The organism is Kluyvera sichuanensis (assembly GCF_014218705.1).
In the GTDB taxonomy this organism is placed as follows: Bacteria; Pseudomonadota; Gammaproteobacteria; order Enterobacterales; family Enterobacteriaceae; genus Kluyvera; species Kluyvera sichuanensis.
This window is the reverse complement of the sequence record NZ_JABBJF010000006.1, coordinates 226,721-248,823: the sequence shown is the minus strand read 5'-3', so window position 1 is coordinate 248,823 and position 22,103 is coordinate 226,721. Positions and strand designations below refer to the sequence as shown.

Below are 22,103 nucleotides of genomic sequence, written 5' to 3'. Positions count from 1 at the left end.
TGCGACCTCACGTCTTATCGTCGAACCGCTGACCAGAAATCATTGTCGCAATGAATACGCATAATAAAAAAATTCGTGCTTACCACTTCCCCGTATTTCGCCATCTTTTCACCGCGCGACTGCTGACCGTACTCGGCAACGGTATCGCCCCGATAGCGCTGGCGTTTGCTGTGCTGGACATCGGCGGCACCGTCTCCGATTTAGGCATTGTCGTCGCCTCGCGCTCCATCTTTAACGTGGCGTTTTTACTGCTTGGCGGCGTGTTAGCCGACCGTTACTCCCGCAGCCGGGTGCTGGTCTACTCCTCCGCCGTTGCCGCCCTTTCGCAGGCCATTGTCGCCTGGTCGGTGCTCGACGGTTCGGCCTCGGTGCTCAGCCTGGCCCTGCTCGGCGCACTGAACGGTGCGGCGGCGGGTATCGCCCTACCGGCGTCCTCCGCACTGGTGCCGCAGACGGTGCCGCCACAAAATCTGCGCGAAGCCAACGCCTTAATCCAGTTGGGCATCTACAGTGGGACGGTAATTGGCGCATCGCTGGGCGGGATCCTCGCCAGCTCGGTCGGGCCGGGCTGGGGGCTGGCGATTGATGCGCTAGGTTTTGCCGCCTCGGCACCGCTATACGCCATGATTCGGGTTACCGCTATCAGCGGCAGCGAATCGCAAAGCAATATTTTGCAGGACTTAAAAGCGGGATGGAAAGAGTTTGCCAGCCGCGCGTGGGTGTGGTCTGTCGTGGTGCAGTTTACGATAGTCAACGCGGCGTTTAGCGGCGTGGTGATGGTGCTCGGCCCGGCGATTGCCGACGCCTCCTTCGGGCGAGCGCACTGGGGAATGATCGTCGCGGCCCAGAGCGTGGGGCTGATTACCGGCACCTTCCTTGCTCTACGCTGGCGTCCGCGCCGGGATCTCTTTATTGGCGTGATGCTGGTTATCTTCTGCGCGGTGCCTATTTTTATGCTGAGCCAGCTCGCCTCAGCGCCATACCTGACCGCCGCCTTTTTTGTCACCGGCGTCGCGTTTGGCCTGTTCGGCGTTTCCTGGGCGCATTCATTACAAACGCATATTCCGCCGGACAAGCTGGCGCGGGTTTACGCCTATGATGCCGTAGGTTCATTCGTGGCGATTCCGTTTGGCGAACTGGTCGCTGGGCCACTGGCGATGCGCTACGGCAGCAGCAACGTGCTGATGGTGTCAGCGGTAGCGGTGGTGATTGCCACGGTCTGCGCCAGCCTGGTGCCCGCGATTCGGCGGCTCGACAATAGCGCGCAGGCTAAGCCTCACCAGACGCTTTCTTAATTCTCCCAAGACGCGGGGCAACCTTGGCCGTTGCCCCGCACCGACTTACCAGTACGGCTTCCAGCACTGGCGCACGCGAATCAGCGCTTCAAGATAGAAGTAGTCCCCCCAGGAGCAGCATTCATCAACCCCTTTTCCGGCTGGCATGTGGTAGACCGAGTGCATCAGCAGTCCCTCGCATGCCGAGGCATCGCGGGAGAGATAGCGTTCGGTCAACGACGCCACAATACGCAGGGCCACCTCTTCATACTGCATTCGATCCGTATCGGTCGCCGGCAGCGCTTTCGCCAGCTCCAGCAGGCCACAGGCGGCAATAGCCGCTGCCGAACTGTCGCGTACCGCATCCGTGTTGGCTAAGGCGAGATCCCAGTGGCAGACCCCGTCCTCCGGCAAACGGTTGATGAAGTAGTGGCTCAGGCTACGGGTCAGGCTGACAAAATCGGCATTGCCGGTATAGTGGTAACTGAGCATAAATCCATAAATCCCCCACGCCTGACCGCGCGCCCAGCAGGAACTGTCGCTGTGTCCCTGATGCGTATTACCGTAACGCGCCTCACCGTTCGTCACATCCATATAGTACGTGTGATAGGTGGAAGCATCGGGCCGGACAATATAGTTTGCCGCCTGGGTAGCATGGGATAACGCGGCCTGCGCAAACGCCAGATTCCCGGTCTGTTCACTGGCCCAGTAAAGCAGCGGCAGGTTCATATTGCAGTCGATAATCATCCTTCCCTGCTGTTCCGGGTCCGTCAGGTCACCCCACGCCTGGATAATCCCTGCCGTTGGGCTGTAGCGCTGCATCATCATCTCTGCGGCGTGCAGCGCAATATCCCGTGCTCGGGTGTTCCCCGTCAGCCGCCAGGCATTGACGCAGGACAACGTGTAGAGAAAGCCGAGGTCATGGGTCTGAGTCTCCACCTGCCGGGCCAGCCTGTCGGCAAAAGAGATAATGAACCGTTCGGCGGCCTGACGATATTTGTGATTACCGGTCATCTCCCAGAGCAGCCAGAGTTGACCGGTCCAGAAACTGTTAGTCCACTGATTGTTTTCCGCTGGCTGCCATTTCCCGCCCTCACACGCCTCATTCGGGAATTTATCGCCCAGCGCAAACAACGTTCGGTCAATGCGCGATGTAATAGGCTGCAGCGCCTTGTCGATAGTGGTTTTTAATGCCTGACGATCGACAGGCGAGCCGTTTAACGGGCGCAGGGGTTCGGTAACGACATGCGCCGTTTTATTACCAGTCATATTTTATCCTGTTATTACTATTTCGAGGGTTTAACCGTTTGAGGATGCAGTACATCAGTACGCACGGTAGATGCTTTTTTTCCGGCACGGCTGCTGGATAAGGTGAAAGAGGAGATGAGGGTAAATAATAACGCGCAGCATCCCATCATTAAGAACGTGTGCGAAAAGCCAATTTTATCGTATAAATATCCCGCCGGTGGCGCGACGACCACGGAACCGACATAAACCATTGCCTGATAACCTAATAAATACATCGTCGCGTTGACGCGCTTATGGAAATGTTCAGCAATGTATTTAAAGACGGAAATTAACAGCAGCGCAATTTCCACACCGTAGAAAGGTTTAATAATGGAAATCATCAGCGGGTCGACCGTTAATCCCGAGAGGATCAAACGAACCCCGACAACACCGCCGCACAGCAATAGGCCTTTCTTTGCACCGTAATAGTTCACCAGCGCCGGAATAAACATCATCATCAGAAATTCAATGCCCGCCTGCAGCGTGCCCAGGTAGCCATACCAGGCGTTACCTTGTTCTTTAGTGGCAAAGAAGGAGACGAAATAGCGTGGAAACTGCTGCTCAGCCACAAACATCATCCACGCAACGCCCGCAACGTAGAGGCTGAACATCCAGAACTTGCGGTTTTGCATCAGCGCGATAACGTCAGCAAATACAATTTTGTTTTCCGAGATAACCGCATTGTTACGCAACTGCTCGTCACCGATCTTCAGGCTCAGCAATACCGCCAGCATCAACAGCGAGGTACTGCTGCTAAGGATAAAGTTGGCCGCCGGGGTATAGTTAAACAGCACCCCAGACATCGAGGCCGCCAGCGCCCAACCAAGCGAACCCCACATGCGGATACGGCCAAATTCCAGACCGTAGAGACGACTAAAACGGTCCGCATAGGATTCAGCGGCAGCCACCCCCGCATACCAGCCCAGGCTTAAATAGAAGGCACCAATAATAATGCCCACCAGCGTATAGCTCAGCAGCAACGGCTGGTAAATAAAGACAAAAAACGGCGCCATCAATGCTGAAGTAGCGCAGACAAAATAGAGTAGCCACTTGCTCATGCCTATTTTATCCATGATATAGCCATATACCGGTTTCATGACCACGGCAAATACACCATTAATCGCAAATACACTACCAATGGTCACGCTATCCAACCCAACCTTTTGGCTGAGCCACAGCGCATATAAGCCAAAACTGGATGACCAGGTGAAGAAGTAGAGAAAGATAAAACCGCTCATTTTGCACTGCGCTAAGCGCGTCGGTGAAATCGCATTCATGATACGGCTCCAGCGTAATTTTGATATTCATCGCTATCATTAACAAACATAAGAGATTCTGAGGTAATCATAATGTCCTACCGTTTTAAAGAGAGTTTATAGGGTAAATCTGATGACAGAATCCGGATGCTGACGAGCGGAGAGTAGCCAATTTATTGACGGCAACAGCGTGAGCCTGTTCACATAATGATTTCGATTTTTAAGTTTGATTAGATTCATGGGCAGATATTCAGCAATATTTGCAAATCGTAGCAGTAAAGCTTAATTCTGTTGTCATGGTGAACAATGAACGATCCGCAACGACTCGAACGTATCGCACTGGGCAATGATGTGGTCTCCTTTCAGCGACCAAAACAAGCAAGCGCCCACTACTACCACTGGCATCAGTGCGTGGAGTTTTTATATATTTCCGAAGGGTATGGCATTGTCGTGGTGGACAAACAGCACTACACGGCAAGGCCAGGGCGATTTTTTATCTTTCCACCGTTTCGCCTGCATAAGGTTCAGGTGGAGGCTGCGCACAACAACCCCACTTTTCGCACCGCCATGCACATTGAACACAATGCCGTGTTCAGCGCCCTGCAGATGTTCCCCCGCCACCAGACGCAGTTTGCCGCGCTCTCCAGCACCCATGCGCCCGCGCAGATCCACGATCTCAGCGAGCATGCGAGCCATATTGCCTATCTCCTCGACCGCTTCGAGTCGCAGGAAAAACAGGGGCACCGCTCCGCCAGCGATGTCGCCTTTCTGGTCATGCAGCTGCTGGATTTTCTTCCAACCCAGCCGCAAAGCGACGTCCACCAGCAGCAGACCGTGGCCGCGCGCATCATGCAGTGGGTGGAAGAACACTATCAGCACAAATTTTCGCTGGAGGAGCTGGCCGCAGATATCGGCTTTTCCCGCAGCTACACCTCCCGCATTTTCCGTCAGCAAACCGGCGGCGGTATTCAGGAGTACATCCTGACCAGACGGATTAAAAAAAGCTGCGATTTATTGCGCTATTCGTCGCTCAGCGTGACGGAGATAGCCCAGCAGGTAGGCTTCACCGAAATGACCTACTTCATTACCTGTTTTAAAAAAATGTTGGGCCAGTCACCTTTGCAGTACCGCAAGCGCTATGCTGGCGATGCTGAATCGCCTGAGCGGTAGTCACCGCTATTTCAGGCAGGAGACAGACTTATCCGCCGAGCGGCGCTGGATGGGAACCGCTCGTTTTATAGGATGTGTCGCAGGTTTTGCATAATGTGATCATTGCGTTCTCCCCATTTTTGCGAGGCCATTGAGCGCTGCTCTTATGTGACGTCGTGTCAGATAATCAACACTGTCAGCCTGGCACGCGGCGAGTCAGGGATGTTCCCGTGAGTGCTTCGGTTAATTTAAATACCGACTCTTACGATTTACCTGATAGCTGTTTTTCTCTAAGGTAACGACCCAATCGAACTCATCATTTTTCCTTTGATGCCGATATATTTATTTCTTAATTAATATGTGAAGGAACATGTATGTCTCGCGTACGCCCCTTTATTCACCCTCTTGCCTTTCTGGTGCTTACCCCCTTTTCTTACGTTCAGGCCGCTGATAATCCCGTACTGGTCAGCAGCAGCACCAATCCCCTGTCCATCACCAGAATTAACGATCGGGTGAATTTTATGGTGTCGTTAACCTTCGATAATGGTAACACCGCCCAGCAATGGCGCTCCGTTGACTGCAAACAGGGTAAGTCACAGCTTCTTTATAAGGATCTACTGAATAAAGAAGGGTTAACCAAGGCGCGCTTCTACGGCAATAGCTATCTTCATTATGCGCCAGCGCAGGACGCCCCACAGATGAAGGCTGAAGATATTCGCACGGTTTGCCAGCTACCGGTAAAAGCAGCGCGATGGGAAAAATTATCCGCGACGTCAGAGAGCGGTATGACTGCACTTGTTGATGTGAATAGCATTAAGCGCACCGACGATATTTTATCGGTAAACATGGGCTATGACTTTGCCGATATTACCTGGGAGCCGCCTTATGATGCGCCGCTGGTGTTAAAAGTTGAGCGCTACCTCTATAACTGCGAAACCCATCAGGGCGCTGCTGCTGCTGCCATGAATTTCGACAGCGAAGGTCGCGTCACCGACTCGCTTATTACTGCGGATATCCTTCGCCGTAAAAGCAGCTTCCCTATCGATGCCAAAATGACGCAGCGCTTCGAGCAGCTTTGCCAACTCCCCGCAGGAAAAACCTTCACCGCCGAAGGGCGCTTTGTTCCCGCCGCAAACAAGAAGCCGTCCACATTGATGGGGCCGACCATGCCGGATCTGAGCAATAATAATCCGCAGTGGCTGAACAAATATCCCCTGTCGGCAAATATTGAGCACCAGGTACAGTCGTTGATTAAGCCCTGGGCGCTGCCGCGCTTTAAACAGATTCGCTATACCCAGAGCAGCGACCTCGGCAAGATTAAGGTCCAGCTGGATGCACAGCCGGATGGATATCTCCGCAAGCTTGAGGATTATGGTATCTGGACGGTGCAACGCTTAACGTTGGCCAATCAGCTGCAGCTGAAATTTACTATGTCTATCAGCACCGGCGCCTCAGTGCTTAACTCGCTGCAAACGGATCTGCGCTTCCCGTTAGCGGCGGGTCAACATTACCAGGCGCAATGGGATGATATTGATGCCGATAAGAAAGTCACGGCCTCAACATTGCGCTGTGACGTCACGACGGGGGGAGAGGCGAACAGCATTGCCCCTGAATTTAGCGGTAAATATCTGCTCGTCGCGTGTCATTCCTCCAGAGACAATCAAAAGAGCAGCGCTGAAAAGCTCGCCTGGCTGCAGGACCTCAACCTGTTCGTTCCCTTGACTCAACAAGTAGGCGACCAGCCGGAAAGCCCGGTAAAACTGGAAAATGTCAGCGTGGTACGTTAAATAATCATCAAGGCTCAACGCTTTATACGTTGGGCCTTTGACGACCCGCCCTCCACTCGCTCAGCGCTAAGGATCCCGTCATGACGTCCTTTTATCAACTTTCCGCCACCAGCCTGCAAGGGCAACCTATCACCATGGACGACTATGCAGGCAACGTGGTTGTGGTAGTGAACACTGCCAGCCATTGTGGCTTCACGCCGCAATACGCTGGCCTTGAAGCGCTCTACAAAAAGTACGCCACGCAGGGTCTGGTGATACTGGGCTTCCCCTGCAACCAGTTTGGCAAGCAGGAACCCGGCAGCGCCGACGATATCGCGCAGACCTGCCACATCAACTATGGCGTGAGCTTCCCAATGTTCGAGAAAATCGAGGTCAACGGCAGTGCGACGCACCCGGTGTTTCATTATCTGAAAGACGAATTACCCGGTGTGCTGGGTGGACGAATCAAATGGAACTTTACTAAGTTTCTGATCGGACGCGACGGTACGCCGCTTAAGCGTTTTGCGCCATTTACAACGCCGGAGAAAATGGAGGCGGCGATTGTTGCAGCGCTGGGAGTTAATGGGGGTAAGTGATGGGAGTCAGGCGGCATTTTCCGAAACGGTCCTGGATGCCGCAGGGCCAAAAGGCCCTTTAAAAGGTACGTTACTCACCCCAAATTCAAAACCAAATGCCGCTGTGCTTATCGTTCCTGGCTCCGGGCCGACAGATCGGGATGGAAACAACCCGCTTGGTGTAAATGCATCGCCTTACCGACTTCTGGCTGAAGGCCTGGCTGCAAAAGGCTTTGCAACGCTTCGTATCGACAAACGTGGAATGTTCGCTAGCGCAATGGCCGTAGAGGATGCCAATGCGGTGACGATTGCTGACTATGTTGACGACGTTCATGCCTGGGTAAACGTGCTGAGACACCATATCCACACTCCCTACATTTGGGTTTTAGGACACAGCGAAGGAGGCATAGTCGCACTTGCCGCGGCTCAAGAAGAGGATGTGTGCGGCGTGGTTCTTATCGCAACGCCCGGGAGACCCATGGGCGAAGTGTTGAGGCAGCAACTTAGCGCTAATCCCGAAAATGAAATGTTATTAAAGCAGGCACTGCCGATAATTGATGCTCTGGAGCATCGGCAGCGAGTCGATATAACGAATATGCATCCAGCATTGCAAAGTCTCTTTAATCCTGCGGTTCAGGGGTTTTTGATCAATGCGTTTTCATATAATCCGGGTCATCTCATTTCGAGTATTTCCAAACCCGTGTTAGTGCTACAAGGGCAACGCGATCTCCAGGTGGAAGAAGCGGATGCAAGGTTGCTTAAGGCCGCGAATCCTCAAGCGTCCCTGGTGATATTGCCCAATATGAACCATGTGTTGAAAGCGGTGATTTCGGACGATCGCAAGGTGAATATCGCTTCATACGCTGAACCAACGAGCACCTTAGCTCCCGGTTTAATTGGCTCGATTGAGCATTTCCTGATCCACAACTCACCTTTTCCCGAAAAATGACGGCTGTTTTTTGCCCTCGGCGGACGAACCCCCGCTCACATAGGATTTGCTTCGTGCCAGAAGCGGACCTTGATAAGCCTGCACAGCATTAAGCAGCGAGGTCGATACATTCGTCCTATGCTCTATAATTGAATGATGTGATTTAACAAGATCTCAATTATGCTCGTTTGCCTTGCTAAGAATATTCTTTGATATCAATACCAATCTAGAATTAGCATATTATGAACCAGCTCCTTCCTTGACCGAACAGTTTCCACATGAGGCAGAAAACATGGTCTTTGGTATTTTCTCTCAAATCGCACTTGGTAATGCATTAACAAAATTAACTAACGTATTTGAGGAACTGGAACACTCTAAAAGAGTAATGTTCCCAGGCGCTGGCGGCGGGATAGATTCGCTGCCAAAAAAAAGACAGCAGGAAATTAATGATAAAATGCCAAAATGGATTGCTGACTTAAAAAAGCACCCTCGGCATGTAGTCACTCGAGAGTTGATAAAAAACATACTTCTTAATCAGAAAATGGGCGCGCTCCGCCAACACCGAATAGAGGCTCAGTATAATTTATTGGAATTTTTAATAAAAAATGACCTAGCTCTTTCTGAAGAAGACTTTCTGAAAAGCTATGCAGACTAACCATGACTCGCTCCCGCTAATTAAGATGAACCATGGACAGCGGAAGCCATTGAGAACTTCCGTTTCTCGCTCTTAACGGACCTTAAGCTCAGCTATCTTATCCGCTCGCTGAGTGCCAGGTGCGGACCTTTGGTGATAACAAATCTGCCAACCAATGGTCGGCAGATTTGTTTATGATGTTACCTAACCTCATCGCTTTTAGGCGTGCGTCATCTGATTTGGCATACCTCATGAATGCTCAGGGAGATAAAAGCTAACCAGGGGAGCAGGCTTTCCTCTACTCTCGAAGGCGTTGGTTCGCTTTATTTAGTGCTCTCGTTCTGTTCAACCAGAGTAAAACGCCGACGGCTACCAGACTGAACAGCGACATACAATAAAGTGCGTAAAATGCGCCAAAGTATTGCGCCATTGCACTGGTTATACCGGTGAAAACAGTGGCGGTCAGTACCTGCACACGCCATGACATCGCACTGGCTTTTGCCACCTAGGTTTGTGGGAAGTTCCTCAAAATACCAAACGTACCCAAAGCAAATACAATATTCGATGCCATATGTGCACCGAAGATAAGAACCAGTCCGATGTATCGATACCCGGCGGAGAGTGGTAATAAAAAATAGCTTCCAATAAATAAACTCAGACAGGTCAACAACAACCTATTATTAGCGGCATACTGCTGCAATTTACTGGCATCAAGCATCAGCGGCCCACAGAGCTGACCAAGACTTCGAGCAAAAAGTAGCGGCAAGGCCAGCCCGGCAGAATCTTCAGGCCTTATTTCTTGTGCCAGTGCAGGTAAAAGTGCCATTGCGGGTGACCCCACCGCGGCAAGCGCGGGTAACAGCATAATACTTCTTTTTTGCAAGGGTGATATGACACGCCAGAGGGGTTCCCGTCTGACCGGCGTAGCCTCTGTTGACCGGTGTGCTTCGCCGCAAAAAAAAGCGGCAGACATCATAAGCAGAATCGCAGAAGCCGTAAAACTTAGCGCATCAATGGCAAGCAGATACAGCGGAGGAATCAGGCCAAAAAGCAAAACACCGAGGCCAGCCCCCAACAACACCTGTGAAGCAAAAATGATGGTTTCCATGGCCGTTGCAGCCGGGAGTTCATCATGGCGCAATCCGCGTTTGAATAGTAACGTCAGCGCCGGGTAGCTTAAGCCGCTGAGCAGAGCCTCTATGCACTGCACGACCAGCAACGCCGGTACATGATGATGCAGCAAGCCATATATGGGAAAAACAAGCGCAAACAGACCCGATATTTCGGTAAAAATCAGGATCCGCAGTGGTGACGTTCTCTTACATAGTATCTCGCCCCAGACGCTGCCAATAAAGCTGGGTAGCATCGACAGCATATACACAATGGTAAGTGTCGTAGGAGAAGCATGCCAGTGTAAAAGTTGACCGAAAATAGATGGTAATTTCGGGTTACCGACTGGTTACCCGGAAAGAGAATTAAAGTGGTGAGAAAACCTCAACGACATGCTGGAAAACGTAAGGATTAGAAAGGCGTTCATACTCTTCGTCATTCGGGTAGGTCACAGCCACATGATAGTTTTCCTCGGAAAATAAACCTTTCTATTAGTATGTGTTTATTTACCCTGAAGCGTCAGTCGTTCTTTTTTCACCCAACAACAATAAGATTTATCTTGCTTCAAATAGCAGCATCAACTTTTTTCAATCAATTTTAAAAAATAAAAACTCCCCAACGCATTGATTCCAATCACTTAATGCATGACTGAAATTATTACTTTAATAATTACGCAACATATATAAATGACAGGATAACTAAATTATACTTCTGCAACATCCGGTAGAGAGGTGAGAGTAAAATGCGGTTAATTGTCATGTTGTTAAGCTTTGTCGTCGCCACGCAGGCCTGGGCGGGGGAACTTGCCAAACCCACCGGCAAGGTGCTTTTAACGATGTCCGGTAATATCGAGAATAAAAATGCAGACGGGAAAGCCGTTTTTGATCTCGCCAGCCTTGAGAAACTGGGCACCGTCACCTTCCAGACCACCACGCCCTGGTATAATGGCCGTACAACCTTTACGGGTATACCACTGCAAAAGCTGATGGACTACGTCGGAGCAAAAGGGTCTGTAGTAAAAGTCACGGCGCTCAACGACTACACGACCATTATCCCACTCAGTGATTTCAAAAAATACAATGTTATCCTTGCGGTTAAAGTCAACGGAGAATATATGCGTATCCGCGACAAAGGCCCATTATTCATTGTGTATCCTTATGACAGCATCCCTGAACTGAATAACCAGGTCTATTATTCAAGGTCAGCATGGCAGGTCAGCAGAATGAGTATTGAGTAAGGGTTCAGAAAAGCATTATGAACAGAATACTGGCTGGCATTATCTTCTCCCTTTTTATCGCTACCGGGTATGTCTCTTACCTGGTGCATGAGAGGCAACAGGAGCTACAGAGTCTGACGCACTACGCCAACTCGTGGTCTGCCGCGCAGGTGGTATCTGAATACTATCGATTTGAGTCATCGGTCGGTCTTTACGCTATCGATGAATCGATGACGCTCGATGAGGTGCGCCTTCGCCTCGATATCATGCTCAGCCAGAGCGACTTACTAAAAGAAGGTGATTTAGCGCATTATATTGAAAGCAATAAAGCGCATAGTGACCTGGCCCTGAAGCTTGAAAACACCCTTAAATATCTGGACGTTCATCTTGAGACTATGAATCGTCCAGAACTTCAGGCTTATCTGAAAACCATGCATAAGCTTGATGTACCGCTCAGTCGTTTTTCATCCGGAGCATTAGACAAAGACGTTAACTCGGTGAATATCGCCAACCTCAAAATTCAGACCCTGTACTATGTGTATTCCACGACGTCCGTACTGCTGATAATACTGAGCGCCATCCTCGGTATGCTGAGCTTTGTGCAGAATAGAAATATCCTCAAGGCGCACCGTCAGGTTAAGAGCCTGGCAGAAGAGCTGCAGAAGTCGAAAGAAAAGCTACAAACCCAGAATGCCAGACTAGAGTATGACGTTTACCATGACTCTCTTACCGAGATGAACAACCGTCAGCTATTCTGGTGGAATTTAAATAACACTATCGAGATCGCGGAAAAGTACCATGACTCGGTCACGGTGATGCTGTTTGATTTAGACCGATTTAAAGAGATCAATGACACCTACGGTCATGATGCCGGGGATATGTTATTACGGCAGATTTCCGAAAGGCTGATGTCGTTGAAATTTAGTTCGGATACGCTTTATCGCCTGGGAGGCGATGAATTTGCCTTTCTCGCGCGAGGTCTGACGGAGAGCAGCGCGGTTTCTCGCGCCCAGAAAATATGCGATGTCATTAACCAGACCTACACGATTTATAACGCGATTATTAATATCACCACCTGTGTGGGTATTGTTATCTCAGACACTGAACGCCGCTCCGACTATCTTTACAAGTTCGCCGATCTGGCACTCTATGAAGCGAAAAATGCCGGTACCGGGAAGATAAAAGTCTTCCGCCAACGCATGCTGGACCAGCTGCAGGAAACCAGAACGCTTGAGCACGATATGGCGCTGGCCTTAGCGAATAAAGAGTTCGTGGTCTATTACCAACCGATTGTCGACTCGTTCAGCCGGGAAATTTACAGCTATGAAGCCCTTATTCGCTGGATTCATCCGCGTAAAGGTCTTATGTCGCCGGATAGCTTTATTCCGGTTGCTGAAAAAACAGGCATGATTAACGAGATGGGCAAGCTGGTGCTCGAAATGGCCTGTCGGGAAGCGGCCTTCTGGGCGGTTCCGGCTAAAATTTCAGTTAACGTCTCGCCGGTGCAGTTGAGCTGCAAAGGCTTTGTGGGAATCGTACTGTCCATTTTGAAAGAGACCGGGCTTTCGGCCGATCGTCTTGAACTGGAAGTGACCGAATCTGCCCTCTTTACCGAGAGCAGTACGCCGATGAATACCCTTAACAAACTCAGAGCCCTGGGCGTGAAAATCTCCATCGATGATTTTGGCACCGGCTACTCTTCCCTTGCGCGGTTGAGCCGGCTTTCCTTCGATAAAATCAAAATTGATAAGTCCTTTGTCCATTCGATATCGACGCAGGAAGACGCCCTGAATATCATCAAGCTCATCACCGGAATGGCGAAATCCCTCAACATGAAGGCGGTGGCAGAAGGTGTTGAAACGCAGGAGCAACTGGAAAACCTTCAGGCTTTGGGATGTGACTTCGCGCAGGGCTATCTGTTTAGTAAGCCTCAACCTTATGTTGATGGGAGGATCCGCTACGGATAGTGCGTGTAACGTAGCCCGGCCGAGCAACGCGACGCCGGGGCCCGTACGGAACCCGGCGCACGTTCGCCATTAAATCTGCGCCAGCCCGCCATCAACATAGATTTCTGCGGCATTAATAAAGCTCGCGTCGTCGGAAGCCAGGAAAGCGACGGTTTTCGCCACCTCTTCCGGTTCCCCCAGACGGCCCAGCGGCACCCCAGCAGCCAGCGCATCAAACAGCCCCTGTCGATGTTCTTCCGCCACCAGTCCGCCGAGACCCGGCGTGCGGACCGGGCCTGGGCTGACGACATTCACCCGAATACCACGCCCCTGCAGGTCAAGCGCCCATGAGCGCGCCAGATTGCGCACCGCGGCCTTGCTGGCGCTGTACACGCTGAAGTTAGCGGTCCCTTTCACCGCGGCGGTTGAACCGGTCAGGATAACCGACGCCCCCTGAGTCAGCAGCGGCAGCGCCTTCTGCACGGTGAACAGCACGCCGCGCACGTTGGTGCCAAAAATACGGTCGAAATGTTCTTCAGTAATCGCCCCCAGCGGCATCATGTCGCCGCCACCGGCGTTGGCGAACAAGATATCCAGTCTGCCCGATTCACTGGCGATGGTAGCAAACACGGTATCAAGGTCACTCAGGACGGAGGCGTCAGCGCGAATGCCTTTCGCCGACGGCCCGATTAAGGCCACTGCGGCATCAAGCTCTTCCTGGCGACGACCGGTGATGTACACTTTCGCGCCCTGCGCGGCCAGTTCCTGTGCCGAAGCCAGGCCAATCCCCGTGCTACCGCCGGTAACCAATGCGATTTTCTCCGCTAATTTTTTGCTCATGATGCACATCCTTAAAATAGGTTAATAGAATCATTTAGTTGCAGCGATTAACTGACTGCTAAGCTCGGAAATCACTCTAACGTGCATCACAGGGGCAGAAAAATAGTGCAAAATGAAAAACACTATTCACCTGCATGAATAATGGCAACCGATTATCGGAGAAAATCGAATAATGGACCAATTTCTAGCCCTCAAAGTTTTTACCCGCGTGGTCGAGGCCAACAGCTTTACCCGCGCGGCGGACTCGCTGAACATGCCGAATGCTACCCTCAGCAAAACGATTCAACTGCTGGAAGCTCATCTCGGCACTCGCCTGCTGCAGCGCACCACGCGGCGGATTACCGTCACGCCGGAAGGGCTGGAATACTATGAAAAGGCACGTCAGCTTTTAGCGGATCTGGAAGCGATCGATAGCGCGTTTAACACCTCCAGCACCAAGCCCAAAGGCCATCTGCGCATCGCCGTTGGCGGTTCCACCGCGCGGGATGTGCTGATTCCGCTGCTGGCCGAGTTTATGGTCAGCTACCCGGACATCCGCATCGACCTGCTGGTCGCCGATAAACCCTCGGATCTGATCGGCGGCAATATCGACTGCGCAATTCGCGGCGGGCCGATGGAAGACTCCACGCTTATCGCCCGAAAACTTGGCGAAGCGGCGCTCATCACCTGCGCCACCCCCGGCTATCTTAAACGCTGTGGCACGCCCGCTTATCCGGACGAACTGAAGAACGGGCATCGGCTGATCAGCTATTTATCGCCAGCCAGCGGGCGAGCGTTCCCGTTCCGCTTTAGGCAGGATGGTCAACCGATTGAGATAAAGGCCGAGCACCACCTCGGCATCAATGAGAGCAACGCCCACATCGCCGCCGCCCAGGCGGGTCTCGGCATTGTGCAGACGTTTTCTTATTCGCTGCGCCAGGCGTTAGCCAGCGGGGAGTTAGTGGAGATTTTAAGCGAGTGGCGTCCGGCACCCTATCCTTTCCACGTGGTCTACGCGCAGAACCGCTATGTTCCATCGCGGCTGCGGGTTTTTACCACCTGGCTGCAGGAGGCCTTCCCGGCGGCGCTCAACGTGTAGCGTTAGGCGCCAGAATGGTCAGGCATTATCAGATAAACGCCATATTAGAAATATCTCAATTCAATATAAAATAGCCCCTATCGCTGCTGGCTGAAGGGTTATTCAATGAATCAGAAACAGGAACAAGAGTGGGAGAAAGAGTACAACCTAAAAAAAGCTAAGCGAAAATGGTTATTGAATAAAAAGAAAACCGAATGGCTTGAGTTCACCCAAAGCGAAAGCACCCGGAATAAAACGCGATTAATGGTAAAAATCATCAGCGGACTGGTGCTGGCGCCACTGCTGTGGCTGGCAATCTTCTTTGGCATCAAGGGTTATATTAATTATAGCGAGTCGCAAAAATACCGGGCGCAAACGCCTGAGGCATTAATACGCATCGAAGCAGCATCTCAATCCAGCATCGGCAGGTTGTTTAATGTTGGCGAAATATCCAACTATAACAGTAAGAAAAAGATCAACTTTGTGCTCTCGAGTTACACCATTGACGGCAATACACTAACCTATCGGTTTGCACCTGACTTTAGGCTACAGGATTTATCCGCCACCGGGTTTTCCTCCCTTGACCTCGAGATACTGACCTTAAATATTAGCCAATTATTAAGAGATGAAGGCTCGGCATTTAACGCCTTTATCTGCGGTTTATCCAACGCCGAGGATATGAAATCATTGGCCTACAGCAACATGAAGATCGTGTTTCTGCTGCCCGATATTGAAAAGTCGATTAGCCGTGGCAAATTTGTCGACCAGAAAATCAATTTACTCCCGGTGAGCTATCTTTGCTCGCTGAATACGAAATGGGGATTTATGAGCAGCATCAAAAACGATTAATCCCCGAATAACAATATGGCTTACAGCGACTGCTCCAGCTCGCTCAAAAACTGAGCGATAACCTGTTCGTTGCGCTTGAAATAGGTCCAGGTAGCGACTCTTTTGCTGGTCAACAGCCCGGCTTTTTGCAGCTTGCTGAGGTGTGAAGAGATGGTCGGCTGCGACAGCGCCGTTTTCTCCTGGATAAAGCTGGCGCAGACGCCGTCCTGCTGCGGGTCCAGCAGATGCGGATACCCGGCAAAATGCGCAGCGGGGTCACGCAGCCAGTGCAGGATCTCCCGGCGGGTCGGGTTGGAAATCGCTTTCAGAATATCGTCAGTATTTAGCGGCATCAGGCTGGTTACGGTAATGGAGTTGGACGGTACATTAGGCAGCGCGCCGTTAAATGTCAATGCGGGCGACGGATGCCGCCCGCAGACCACTTAGCTCGCGCTGTACGTTGGATAGTCGGTGTAGCCGACAGCACTACCGCCAAACAGCGTGTTGCGGTCCGCCGGGTTCAGCGGCCAGTCGTTGGCAAGACGCGCGGGCAGATCCGGGTTGGCGATAAACGTACGGCCAAAACCGAACAAATCCGCCAGCCCGGCTTGCTGCATCCGCGTCGCCTTCTCGGCGGTATATTTCCCGGCATACATCAGCACCCCGTCGAAGGTCTCACGCAGCGCACGGCAGAATTCTGCCGGTAGGTCGGGCGCATTATCCCAGTCCGCTTCGGCGATGGAGAGATAGGCAATCTCCAGTTGGTTGAGCTGTTTTGCTGCTTCGATATAGGTGGTAAACGGGTCCGGCTCCACCAGCCCGAGGTAAACACGGTCTTCCGATGTGCTTTCGAACAGCGGTGCAAAGCGCACCCCAACGCGTTCTTTGCCGACAACCCCAATCACCGCCTGAGTCACTTCGCGCAGAAAACGCAGTCGGTTATCCAGCGAGCCACCGTAGACGTCGTCGCGCTGGTTGGTATGCACCGACATAAACTGGTTAATCAGATAGCCGTTGGCGGCATGCAGCTCAATGCCATCAAAGCCCGCCGCCATCGCATTGCGCGCGGCGGTCGCGTACAGCGCCACCAGCTCACGGACTTCATCGGTGCTCAGCGCACGCGGTGCAGACGGCTCTGCCAGCGCCCCTGTACCCGGCCCGGTTTCGATAAACACTTTCACATTGGTCGCCGGAATCGCCGACGGCGCCACGGGCGCGCCTTCTCCCGGCTGCAGAGAGGTATGAGAAACCCGCCCCACGTGCCAGAGCTGGGCAAAAATCACGCCGCCCTGCTGGTGCACCCGTTCGGTGACTTTTTTCCAGCCCGCTATCTGCTCTGGCGTGTAGATACCCGGCGTCCAGGCATAGCCCTGACCACGCGGTTCAATCTGCGTCCCTTCGCTGACCATAAACCCGGCGCTGCTGCGCTGTGCGTAATATTCCGCCATCAGATCGTTGGCAACGTTACCCGGCTGGCTGCTGCGTGAGCGCGTCAGCGGCGGCAGCGCAATGCGGTTTTTCAGCGTGAAAGCCCCTAGGGTTAACGGGGTAAAAAGTGCAGTATTTTCCATGACATATTCCATCTTGATAGACGCTCTGGCAGGCAACGCTGCCTGCCGATGATGGAACAAAGCCTATTCTCAATATCGATATATTGCAATATTTATATATTTCGATATTTGGATTTATTGCAACGATGCTTCAGATGCGCAACGGTAAACCAGCCCGGTCGCCACCGCATTACGCGGCCCTTCCGTACCGCGAATATTCCCCTGCCCGGCCACCACACCGTAGTGTGATAAAGCATCGGTGATAAGCTGTGGCAGCTCAAAATCAAGCGACGAGCCCCCCACCAGCACGACAAACGCAATCTCACGAATATTGCCGCCGGGGGAGACGAGCCGCAGCGCCCGCAGGCAGTTGGTGACAAACACTTTCTCTTTCGCCTGACGCCTGACCAGGCGAATTTTCTCCAGCGAGGTCTGGCCCTCAATCGGCACCAGCGTGCCCTCTTTGATATACACCACCCTGGCAAATACCGCCGGGCTGAGCGGCTCGCGGAAAAACTCCACGCTGCCGTTCTCATGGCGCAGGCTAAACAGACTTTCTACTTTAGCCAGCGGGTACTTTTTGATCTCCTCCGCCAGGTGCAGGTCGCTGAGCCCAAGCTCGGTTTTGATAAGCAGGCTGACCATATTGCCTGCCCCTGCCAGATGCACGGCGTTGATCTGCCCGGCGGCGTTGATCGTTGCCGCATCCGTGGAGCCTGCCCCGAGGTCGAGGATGGCCAACGGCGTGTCGCTACCGGGCGTGGTTAGCGCACCGGTAATCGCCATATTGGCCTCCACGCCCCCCACCTCTACTTGCGTCGCTAAGCACTGGCCCAGTTCGCGGGCAATCACCTCCATTTGCAGGCGGTCGGATTTCACCATCGCGGCAATGCCCACTGCATTCTCCATCGAGAATTCGTCGGCCAGCCCGCCCTGGACTTTACACGGGATGAAGGTATCCACCGCCAGTAAATCCTGGATAAACACCTCGTCGGCGCCGTGGCCGCTAAGCGATGCCATCACCTGGCGCACCCGCTCCAGCATCCCCCCGGCATGAGTGCCCGGTTCGCCGCGAATATCGCGGATCGGCGCGCACCCGGCAACCGCCTGCATAATGGCCTCGGCGCCGCTGGCAACATCGGCCTGAACGCTGCGCTTCTCACCGCACACCGTAATATGCCCCGCCGGAATCACCCGCGACTTCACGTCCCCCTGTGGCGTTTTGAGCACTACCGCCGAACGGTTGCCGATAAGCGCTCGGGCCACCGGCACAATCATCCGCGTTTCATCCGGGGTGAGATGAAACCAGGTGGCGATGCCGTAGGGGTTCGACAACAGCGAGATAACCTGCCCGGTGGGTGCTACCTCCACCGCCGCCAGCACCCCTTCCGGCACCTGGTCAATCAGCGTGACTTCATCGACAATCGGCAGGGTTCGCTGCAGACGATTATGGATAAGCACCCCGTCATCCTGTTGGAGGATCACCGCCACCACGTTAATGCCGCGCGCCAGCGCCTCGTTCAACTGCCAGGCCGCGTCCATAAAATCCACCTCGCGGTCCACCAACGGGATCCAGCCGCTGGCGTACTGGTCAGGCGTCAGCGCGTCGAGGTTTGCCAGACGAACCGTGGTGCCCACCCCCAGCCCCTGGCCGCCTGGCGTTTGCGGGTTATGACCAATCATCGTTGATTCGGTGATAATGGTTTCGGTAATGGTTTCCATCGCCACATCACCAATCACCGGCGCGGCCTCGTTAAGACAGACCCGCGTCACCTCTCGCTGATGCCTGCCCGCCTTCTCCAGCGCCTGCTGAAGCGAGGCCATTACGCCGCTGATGTTATCCCGCGTCCCTTTGGTGCCGGTGGTGGACACAATGCCGCTGGAGAGAAAGCGTTTCCCCTGGTCGGTTAGCTCCGCCAGCGCGACCTCCGTGGTGGCGTTGCCAATATCAATGCCCGCAATCAATGTCATCGTCTGCTGCCCCTATACGTCCTGTTTGCGCAGCTTATCGCGCTGGCGATAAACCTCGGCTGACTCGCGGATAAACGCGGCGTTGATCGTCGCCTGGTACTGGGTTTCCAGCTCATCGGCAATCGCCAGAAGCTCTTCCACGGTGGAGCGATACGGGCGCAGCGCATTATAAATTTCGAGGATCCGGCTATCGGGAATGGCGATAAGCTCTCCCGCCCGGCGCAGGTTGCGGGCGATAGCGTGGCGATGCATCTGCTCGGCAATCTGCGCCTGATACTCCAGGGTCTCACGCGAAATACGCACATCCTTCGGCCCAATTTTCCCGGCGAGCACGTTTTCCAGCGTAATATCGGTCAGCGGTTTGCCGGTCGGGGTCTGAATACGCTCTGGGCTGCGGGTGGCCAGCGGGTAATCCGCGGCGGTCATCGTGGTATAAGCGGTCATTTCTCCTCCCGGATAATCTCGATATTCAGGGTGACGGGTTTGGCATCCGGCACCACATGTTTGGTCTCTTTGATATGAAACAGCGCCGCCTTGGCCATAAATTTCGGCCTGACCATCTGGTCATTGACCACCGGCACCGGCGATGGCGACTCTTTGCGGGCATAGCGGGCAGCGTTTTTGCCAATCTGGCGGTAGGTCTCGAGGGTCAGCAGCGGCGCCTGGGAGAACAGCTCAAGGTTGCTGAGCGGCAGTAAATCGCGCTGATGAATCACCGTCGTCCCTTTGGACTGAATGCCGATACCGATGCCGGAACCGCTGAGGTTGGCGGCATCCCAGGACATAAACGAGACGTCTGAGGTGCGCAGGATCCGCACCACTCTGGCGTGAAGCCCCTCTTCTTCGACCCCGGCCACCAGCTCTTTGATGATCGCCTTGTGCGGCATGTCGATCAGCGTTTTATGCTGAAACTTATCGAACGCTGGCCCCACGCCAATCACCACTTCATCGGCCCGTTCACCGACGCGTGCCGTCCCGCTCTCCACCAGCTTCAGGGTGAATACCGGCGCTTTTTTCTGTGTTGTTTCCATGCTATTGCCCCGCTTACTCAATGCTGTCCGGCTGGATCACCGTGGCGATGTTCTTAATCTCTTCCCAACGTTCCGGGGAGAGTCGATAGCCCGTGCCTGGGCCCTGGTAATCATTGACGTCGTTCACCGCGCTCACCACTTCAAAGTCGCGGTCAAGAATGGCAGAGGTTTGCAGATAATCCCCGGTAACGCGCTGGCGCAGCATGTTGAGAATATTGTCTGCCACATCATCAAAACCGTTTACGCTCAGCGCCTTGACGATATCCAGCCCCGTAATCTCGCGCTTCATCATCTCTTCCACCGCGCTGAGGTCTTCCACCACATTGCGCGGCGGCATGTCTTTACTGCCGTGGGCATAGGTCGCTGCTGTGACCTCTTCATCGCTGACTGGCGGCAGCCCCAGTTCGCGGAATACCGCTTGCACGGCGCGGGCCGCTTTATTGCGAATGGCGATAGTCTCTGCTTCCGACACCGGGCGCAGGCCGCCGTCGACCATCAGGTCACGCTGCAAAATGTTGTAATCATCAAAGTCTTCGGCGTCGAAGTTCGACCCGGCGAACATGTTGTCGTAGTTCGGCACCGCGCTATAGCCGGAGAAGATAAAGTCGGTTCCCGGCAGCATCTGCATCAAGGTGCGCGCCGTGCGGCGAATATCGGAATGGGAGAAAGTCTGGTCGTTGGCGGAGGCCACTTCCAGGTCGAGCATTGAGGCAATCAGGTTTTCGGCCAGCACCGCACGAATGCCCGACGGCACCGCGCCGGTCATGCCGATACAGCTCACGGCACCGTTTTGCAGCCCCTGTACGCCCGCGCCTTTGGTGATAAAGATGCAGCGCGACTCCAGATACAGCATGGATTTGCTTTCGGAATAGCCCATCAGCGCCTCGGAACCGGTGCCTGAGGTGTAGCGCATTTTCAGGCCGCGCGAGGCGTAGGCCGAGGCAAGGAAGGCTTTCGACCACGGGGTGTCGTCGCCGTCGGTAAACACCGCTTCGGTGCCGTACACCGACACGGTTTCCGCATAGCTGGTCAAGCCGCGCATCCCCAACTCGAGTTCCGTTGCCTCTTCTACCGAACACTGGGTTAATACCCCCGGGCGGCCGGACTGCGAGCCGACCAGCAGCGCCAGCGCGTTAAACGGCGCGTAGCGGGCAATCCCGACGGTGGTTTCCTGCTCGGAAAAGCCACGGATCCCCGCCTCTGCCGCATCGGCGGCGATTTGTACCGGGTTGTCCTTCAGGTTGGTGACGTGACACTGGTTCGACGGCGTGCGGCGGGCGCGCATTTTTTGCAGCGCCATCATCATCTCCACTACGTTCATATGGGCCATCACTTCGACCGCTTTCGCCGGGGTGATCGCCGTGGTGATTTTCACAATCTCGGCGCGGCTGATGTTGATATCCACCAGCATGCGCGAAATGGTTAAGGCGTCGAGCGCCATCGCGCGTTCCGTTTCCGCCACGTTAATGCCGTAGTCGGCGATAAACCGGTCAATCATGTCAAACTCGGCCCGGGGTTTACCGTCCAATTCAACAATGCGGCCGTTTTCAACCTTTACCGAGGAGGGTGGGTCCCACGGGCTTTCCATCGCTATCAGCCCCTCTTCGGGCCATTCTCCAATCAGGCCATCCTGGTTAACCGGCCGCTTTTCGAGGACTTCGAATCGTTTTGATCGTCTCATATTG

Annotated in this window: 20 protein-coding genes and 1 pseudogene; 10 read left to right on the top strand and 11 right to left on the bottom strand. The window is 53.5% G+C overall.

Going from position 1 to position 22,103, the window contains the following annotated elements:
* Positions 1-50: 50 nt before the first annotated feature.
* Positions 51-1,295 carry an MFS transporter gene (locus HII27_RS10000; RefSeq protein WP_185667753.1) on the top strand — a complete coding sequence of 415 codons (1,245 nt, stop codon included), beginning with the start codon at positions 51-53 and terminating at the stop codon, positions 1,293-1,295.
* A 45-nt stretch (positions 1,296-1,340) separates the two neighbouring features.
* Here HII27_RS10000 and HII27_RS09995 read toward each other — a convergent pair whose 3' ends face one another.
* Positions 1,341-2,543 (bottom strand): glycoside hydrolase family 88 protein, encoded by a 1,203-nt coding sequence (locus tag HII27_RS09995; protein ID WP_185667752.1) that lies wholly within the window; start codon positions 2,541-2,543, stop codon positions 1,341-1,343.
* A 17-nt stretch (positions 2,544-2,560) separates the two neighbouring features.
* Positions 2,561-3,838: an oligosaccharide MFS transporter gene (locus tag HII27_RS09990; RefSeq protein ID WP_185667751.1), complete on the bottom strand. Its 1,278-nt coding sequence runs from the start codon at positions 3,836-3,838 to the stop codon at positions 2,561-2,563.
* A gap of 285 nt (positions 3,839-4,123) precedes the next feature.
* Here HII27_RS09990 and HII27_RS09985 point away from each other — a divergent pair, with 285 nt between their 5' ends.
* From HII27_RS09985 to HII27_RS09965, 5 genes are all read left to right on the top strand, one after another.
* Complete coding sequence (locus HII27_RS09985; protein ID WP_185667750.1) at positions 4,124-4,987, top strand: AraC family transcriptional regulator; 864 nt, start codon at positions 4,124-4,126, stop codon at positions 4,985-4,987.
* Positions 4,988-5,340: 353 nt separating this feature from the next.
* Positions 5,341-6,753, top strand: a complete 1,413-nt coding sequence (locus HII27_RS09980) for a hypothetical protein (protein ID WP_185667749.1) — start codon at positions 5,341-5,343, stop codon at positions 6,751-6,753.
* 80 nt (positions 6,754-6,833) lie between these two features.
* Positions 6,834-7,328 (top strand): glutathione peroxidase, encoded by a 495-nt coding sequence (locus HII27_RS09975; RefSeq protein WP_185667748.1) that lies wholly within the window; start codon positions 6,834-6,836, stop codon positions 7,326-7,328.
* Positions 7,315-8,256, top strand: a complete 942-nt coding sequence (locus HII27_RS09970) for an alpha/beta hydrolase (RefSeq protein ID WP_185667778.1) — start codon at positions 7,315-7,317, stop codon at positions 8,254-8,256. The genes HII27_RS09975 and HII27_RS09970 overlap by 14 nt, the downstream gene beginning before the upstream one ends.
* A gap of 271 nt (positions 8,257-8,527) precedes the next feature.
* A complete protein-coding gene (locus HII27_RS09965) occupies positions 8,528-8,890 on the top strand; it encodes a hypothetical protein (RefSeq protein WP_053292487.1) in 363 nt (120 codons plus the stop codon).
* Between the two features lie 484 nt (positions 8,891-9,374).
* On the opposite strand, the gene HII27_RS09960 is transcribed toward HII27_RS09965, so the two are convergent.
* Positions 9,375-10,244 (bottom strand): MFS transporter, encoded by an 870-nt coding sequence (locus HII27_RS09960; protein ID WP_223883188.1) that lies wholly within the window; start codon positions 10,242-10,244, stop codon positions 9,375-9,377.
* A gap of 100 nt (positions 10,245-10,344) precedes the next feature.
* Positions 10,345-10,458: pseudogene (locus HII27_RS27125) on the bottom strand (hypothetical protein); the annotation flags it as partial.
* 263 nt (positions 10,459-10,721) lie between these two features.
* Here HII27_RS27125 and HII27_RS09955 point away from each other — a divergent pair.
* Positions 10,722-11,216, top strand: coding sequence for a molybdopterin-dependent oxidoreductase (locus tag HII27_RS09955; RefSeq protein WP_185667747.1), 495 nt, complete (start codon positions 10,722-10,724; stop codon positions 11,214-11,216).
* Positions 11,217-11,233: 17 nt separating this feature from the next.
* Positions 11,234-13,162, top strand: a complete 1,929-nt coding sequence (locus tag HII27_RS09950) for a putative bifunctional diguanylate cyclase/phosphodiesterase (protein ID WP_185667746.1) — start codon at positions 11,234-11,236, stop codon at positions 13,160-13,162.
* A gap of 69 nt (positions 13,163-13,231) precedes the next feature.
* Here HII27_RS09950 and HII27_RS09945 read toward each other — a convergent pair whose 3' ends face one another.
* Positions 13,232-13,981, bottom strand: coding sequence for an SDR family NAD(P)-dependent oxidoreductase (locus HII27_RS09945; protein ID WP_185667745.1), 750 nt, complete (start codon positions 13,979-13,981; stop codon positions 13,232-13,234).
* A 172-nt stretch (positions 13,982-14,153) separates the two neighbouring features.
* Here HII27_RS09945 and HII27_RS09940 point away from each other — a divergent pair, with 172 nt between their 5' ends.
* Positions 14,154-15,059 (top strand): LysR family transcriptional regulator, encoded by a 906-nt coding sequence (locus HII27_RS09940; protein WP_185667744.1) that lies wholly within the window; start codon positions 14,154-14,156, stop codon positions 15,057-15,059.
* A 105-nt stretch (positions 15,060-15,164) separates the two neighbouring features.
* On the top strand, positions 15,165-15,887 hold the full coding sequence (locus HII27_RS09935; protein WP_185667743.1) for a hypothetical protein: 723 nt from the start codon (positions 15,165-15,167) through the stop codon (positions 15,885-15,887).
* A 20-nt stretch (positions 15,888-15,907) separates the two neighbouring features.
* Here HII27_RS09935 and HII27_RS09930 read toward each other — a convergent pair whose 3' ends face one another.
* The 6 genes from HII27_RS09930 to HII27_RS09905 form a co-directional block, all read right to left on the bottom strand.
* On the bottom strand, positions 15,908-16,279 hold the full coding sequence (locus HII27_RS09930) for an ArsR/SmtB family transcription factor (protein WP_223883187.1): 372 nt from the start codon (positions 16,277-16,279) through the stop codon (positions 15,908-15,910).
* Between the two features lie 30 nt (positions 16,280-16,309).
* Positions 16,310-17,437 (bottom strand): alkene reductase, encoded by a 1,128-nt coding sequence (locus HII27_RS09925; protein WP_185667742.1) that lies wholly within the window; start codon positions 17,435-17,437, stop codon positions 16,310-16,312.
* 114 nt (positions 17,438-17,551) lie between these two features.
* The gene (locus tag HII27_RS09920; RefSeq protein ID WP_185667741.1) at positions 17,552-19,387 is read right to left on the bottom strand and encodes a diol dehydratase reactivase subunit alpha; all 1,836 of its coding nucleotides are present in this window, start codon (positions 19,385-19,387) and stop codon (positions 17,552-17,554) included.
* Between the two features lie 12 nt (positions 19,388-19,399).
* Positions 19,400-19,831 (bottom strand): diol dehydratase small subunit, encoded by a 432-nt coding sequence (locus HII27_RS09915; protein WP_185667740.1) that lies wholly within the window; start codon positions 19,829-19,831, stop codon positions 19,400-19,402.
* Positions 19,828-20,418, bottom strand: a complete 591-nt coding sequence (locus HII27_RS09910; RefSeq protein ID WP_185667739.1) for a propanediol/glycerol family dehydratase medium subunit — start codon at positions 20,416-20,418, stop codon at positions 19,828-19,830. The genes HII27_RS09915 and HII27_RS09910 overlap by 4 nt, the downstream gene beginning before the upstream one ends.
* Before the next feature lie 13 nt (positions 20,419-20,431).
* Positions 20,432-22,099, bottom strand: coding sequence for a propanediol/glycerol family dehydratase large subunit (locus tag HII27_RS09905; RefSeq protein ID WP_185667738.1), 1,668 nt, complete (start codon positions 22,097-22,099; stop codon positions 20,432-20,434).
* Positions 22,100-22,103: the final 4 nt, after the last annotated feature.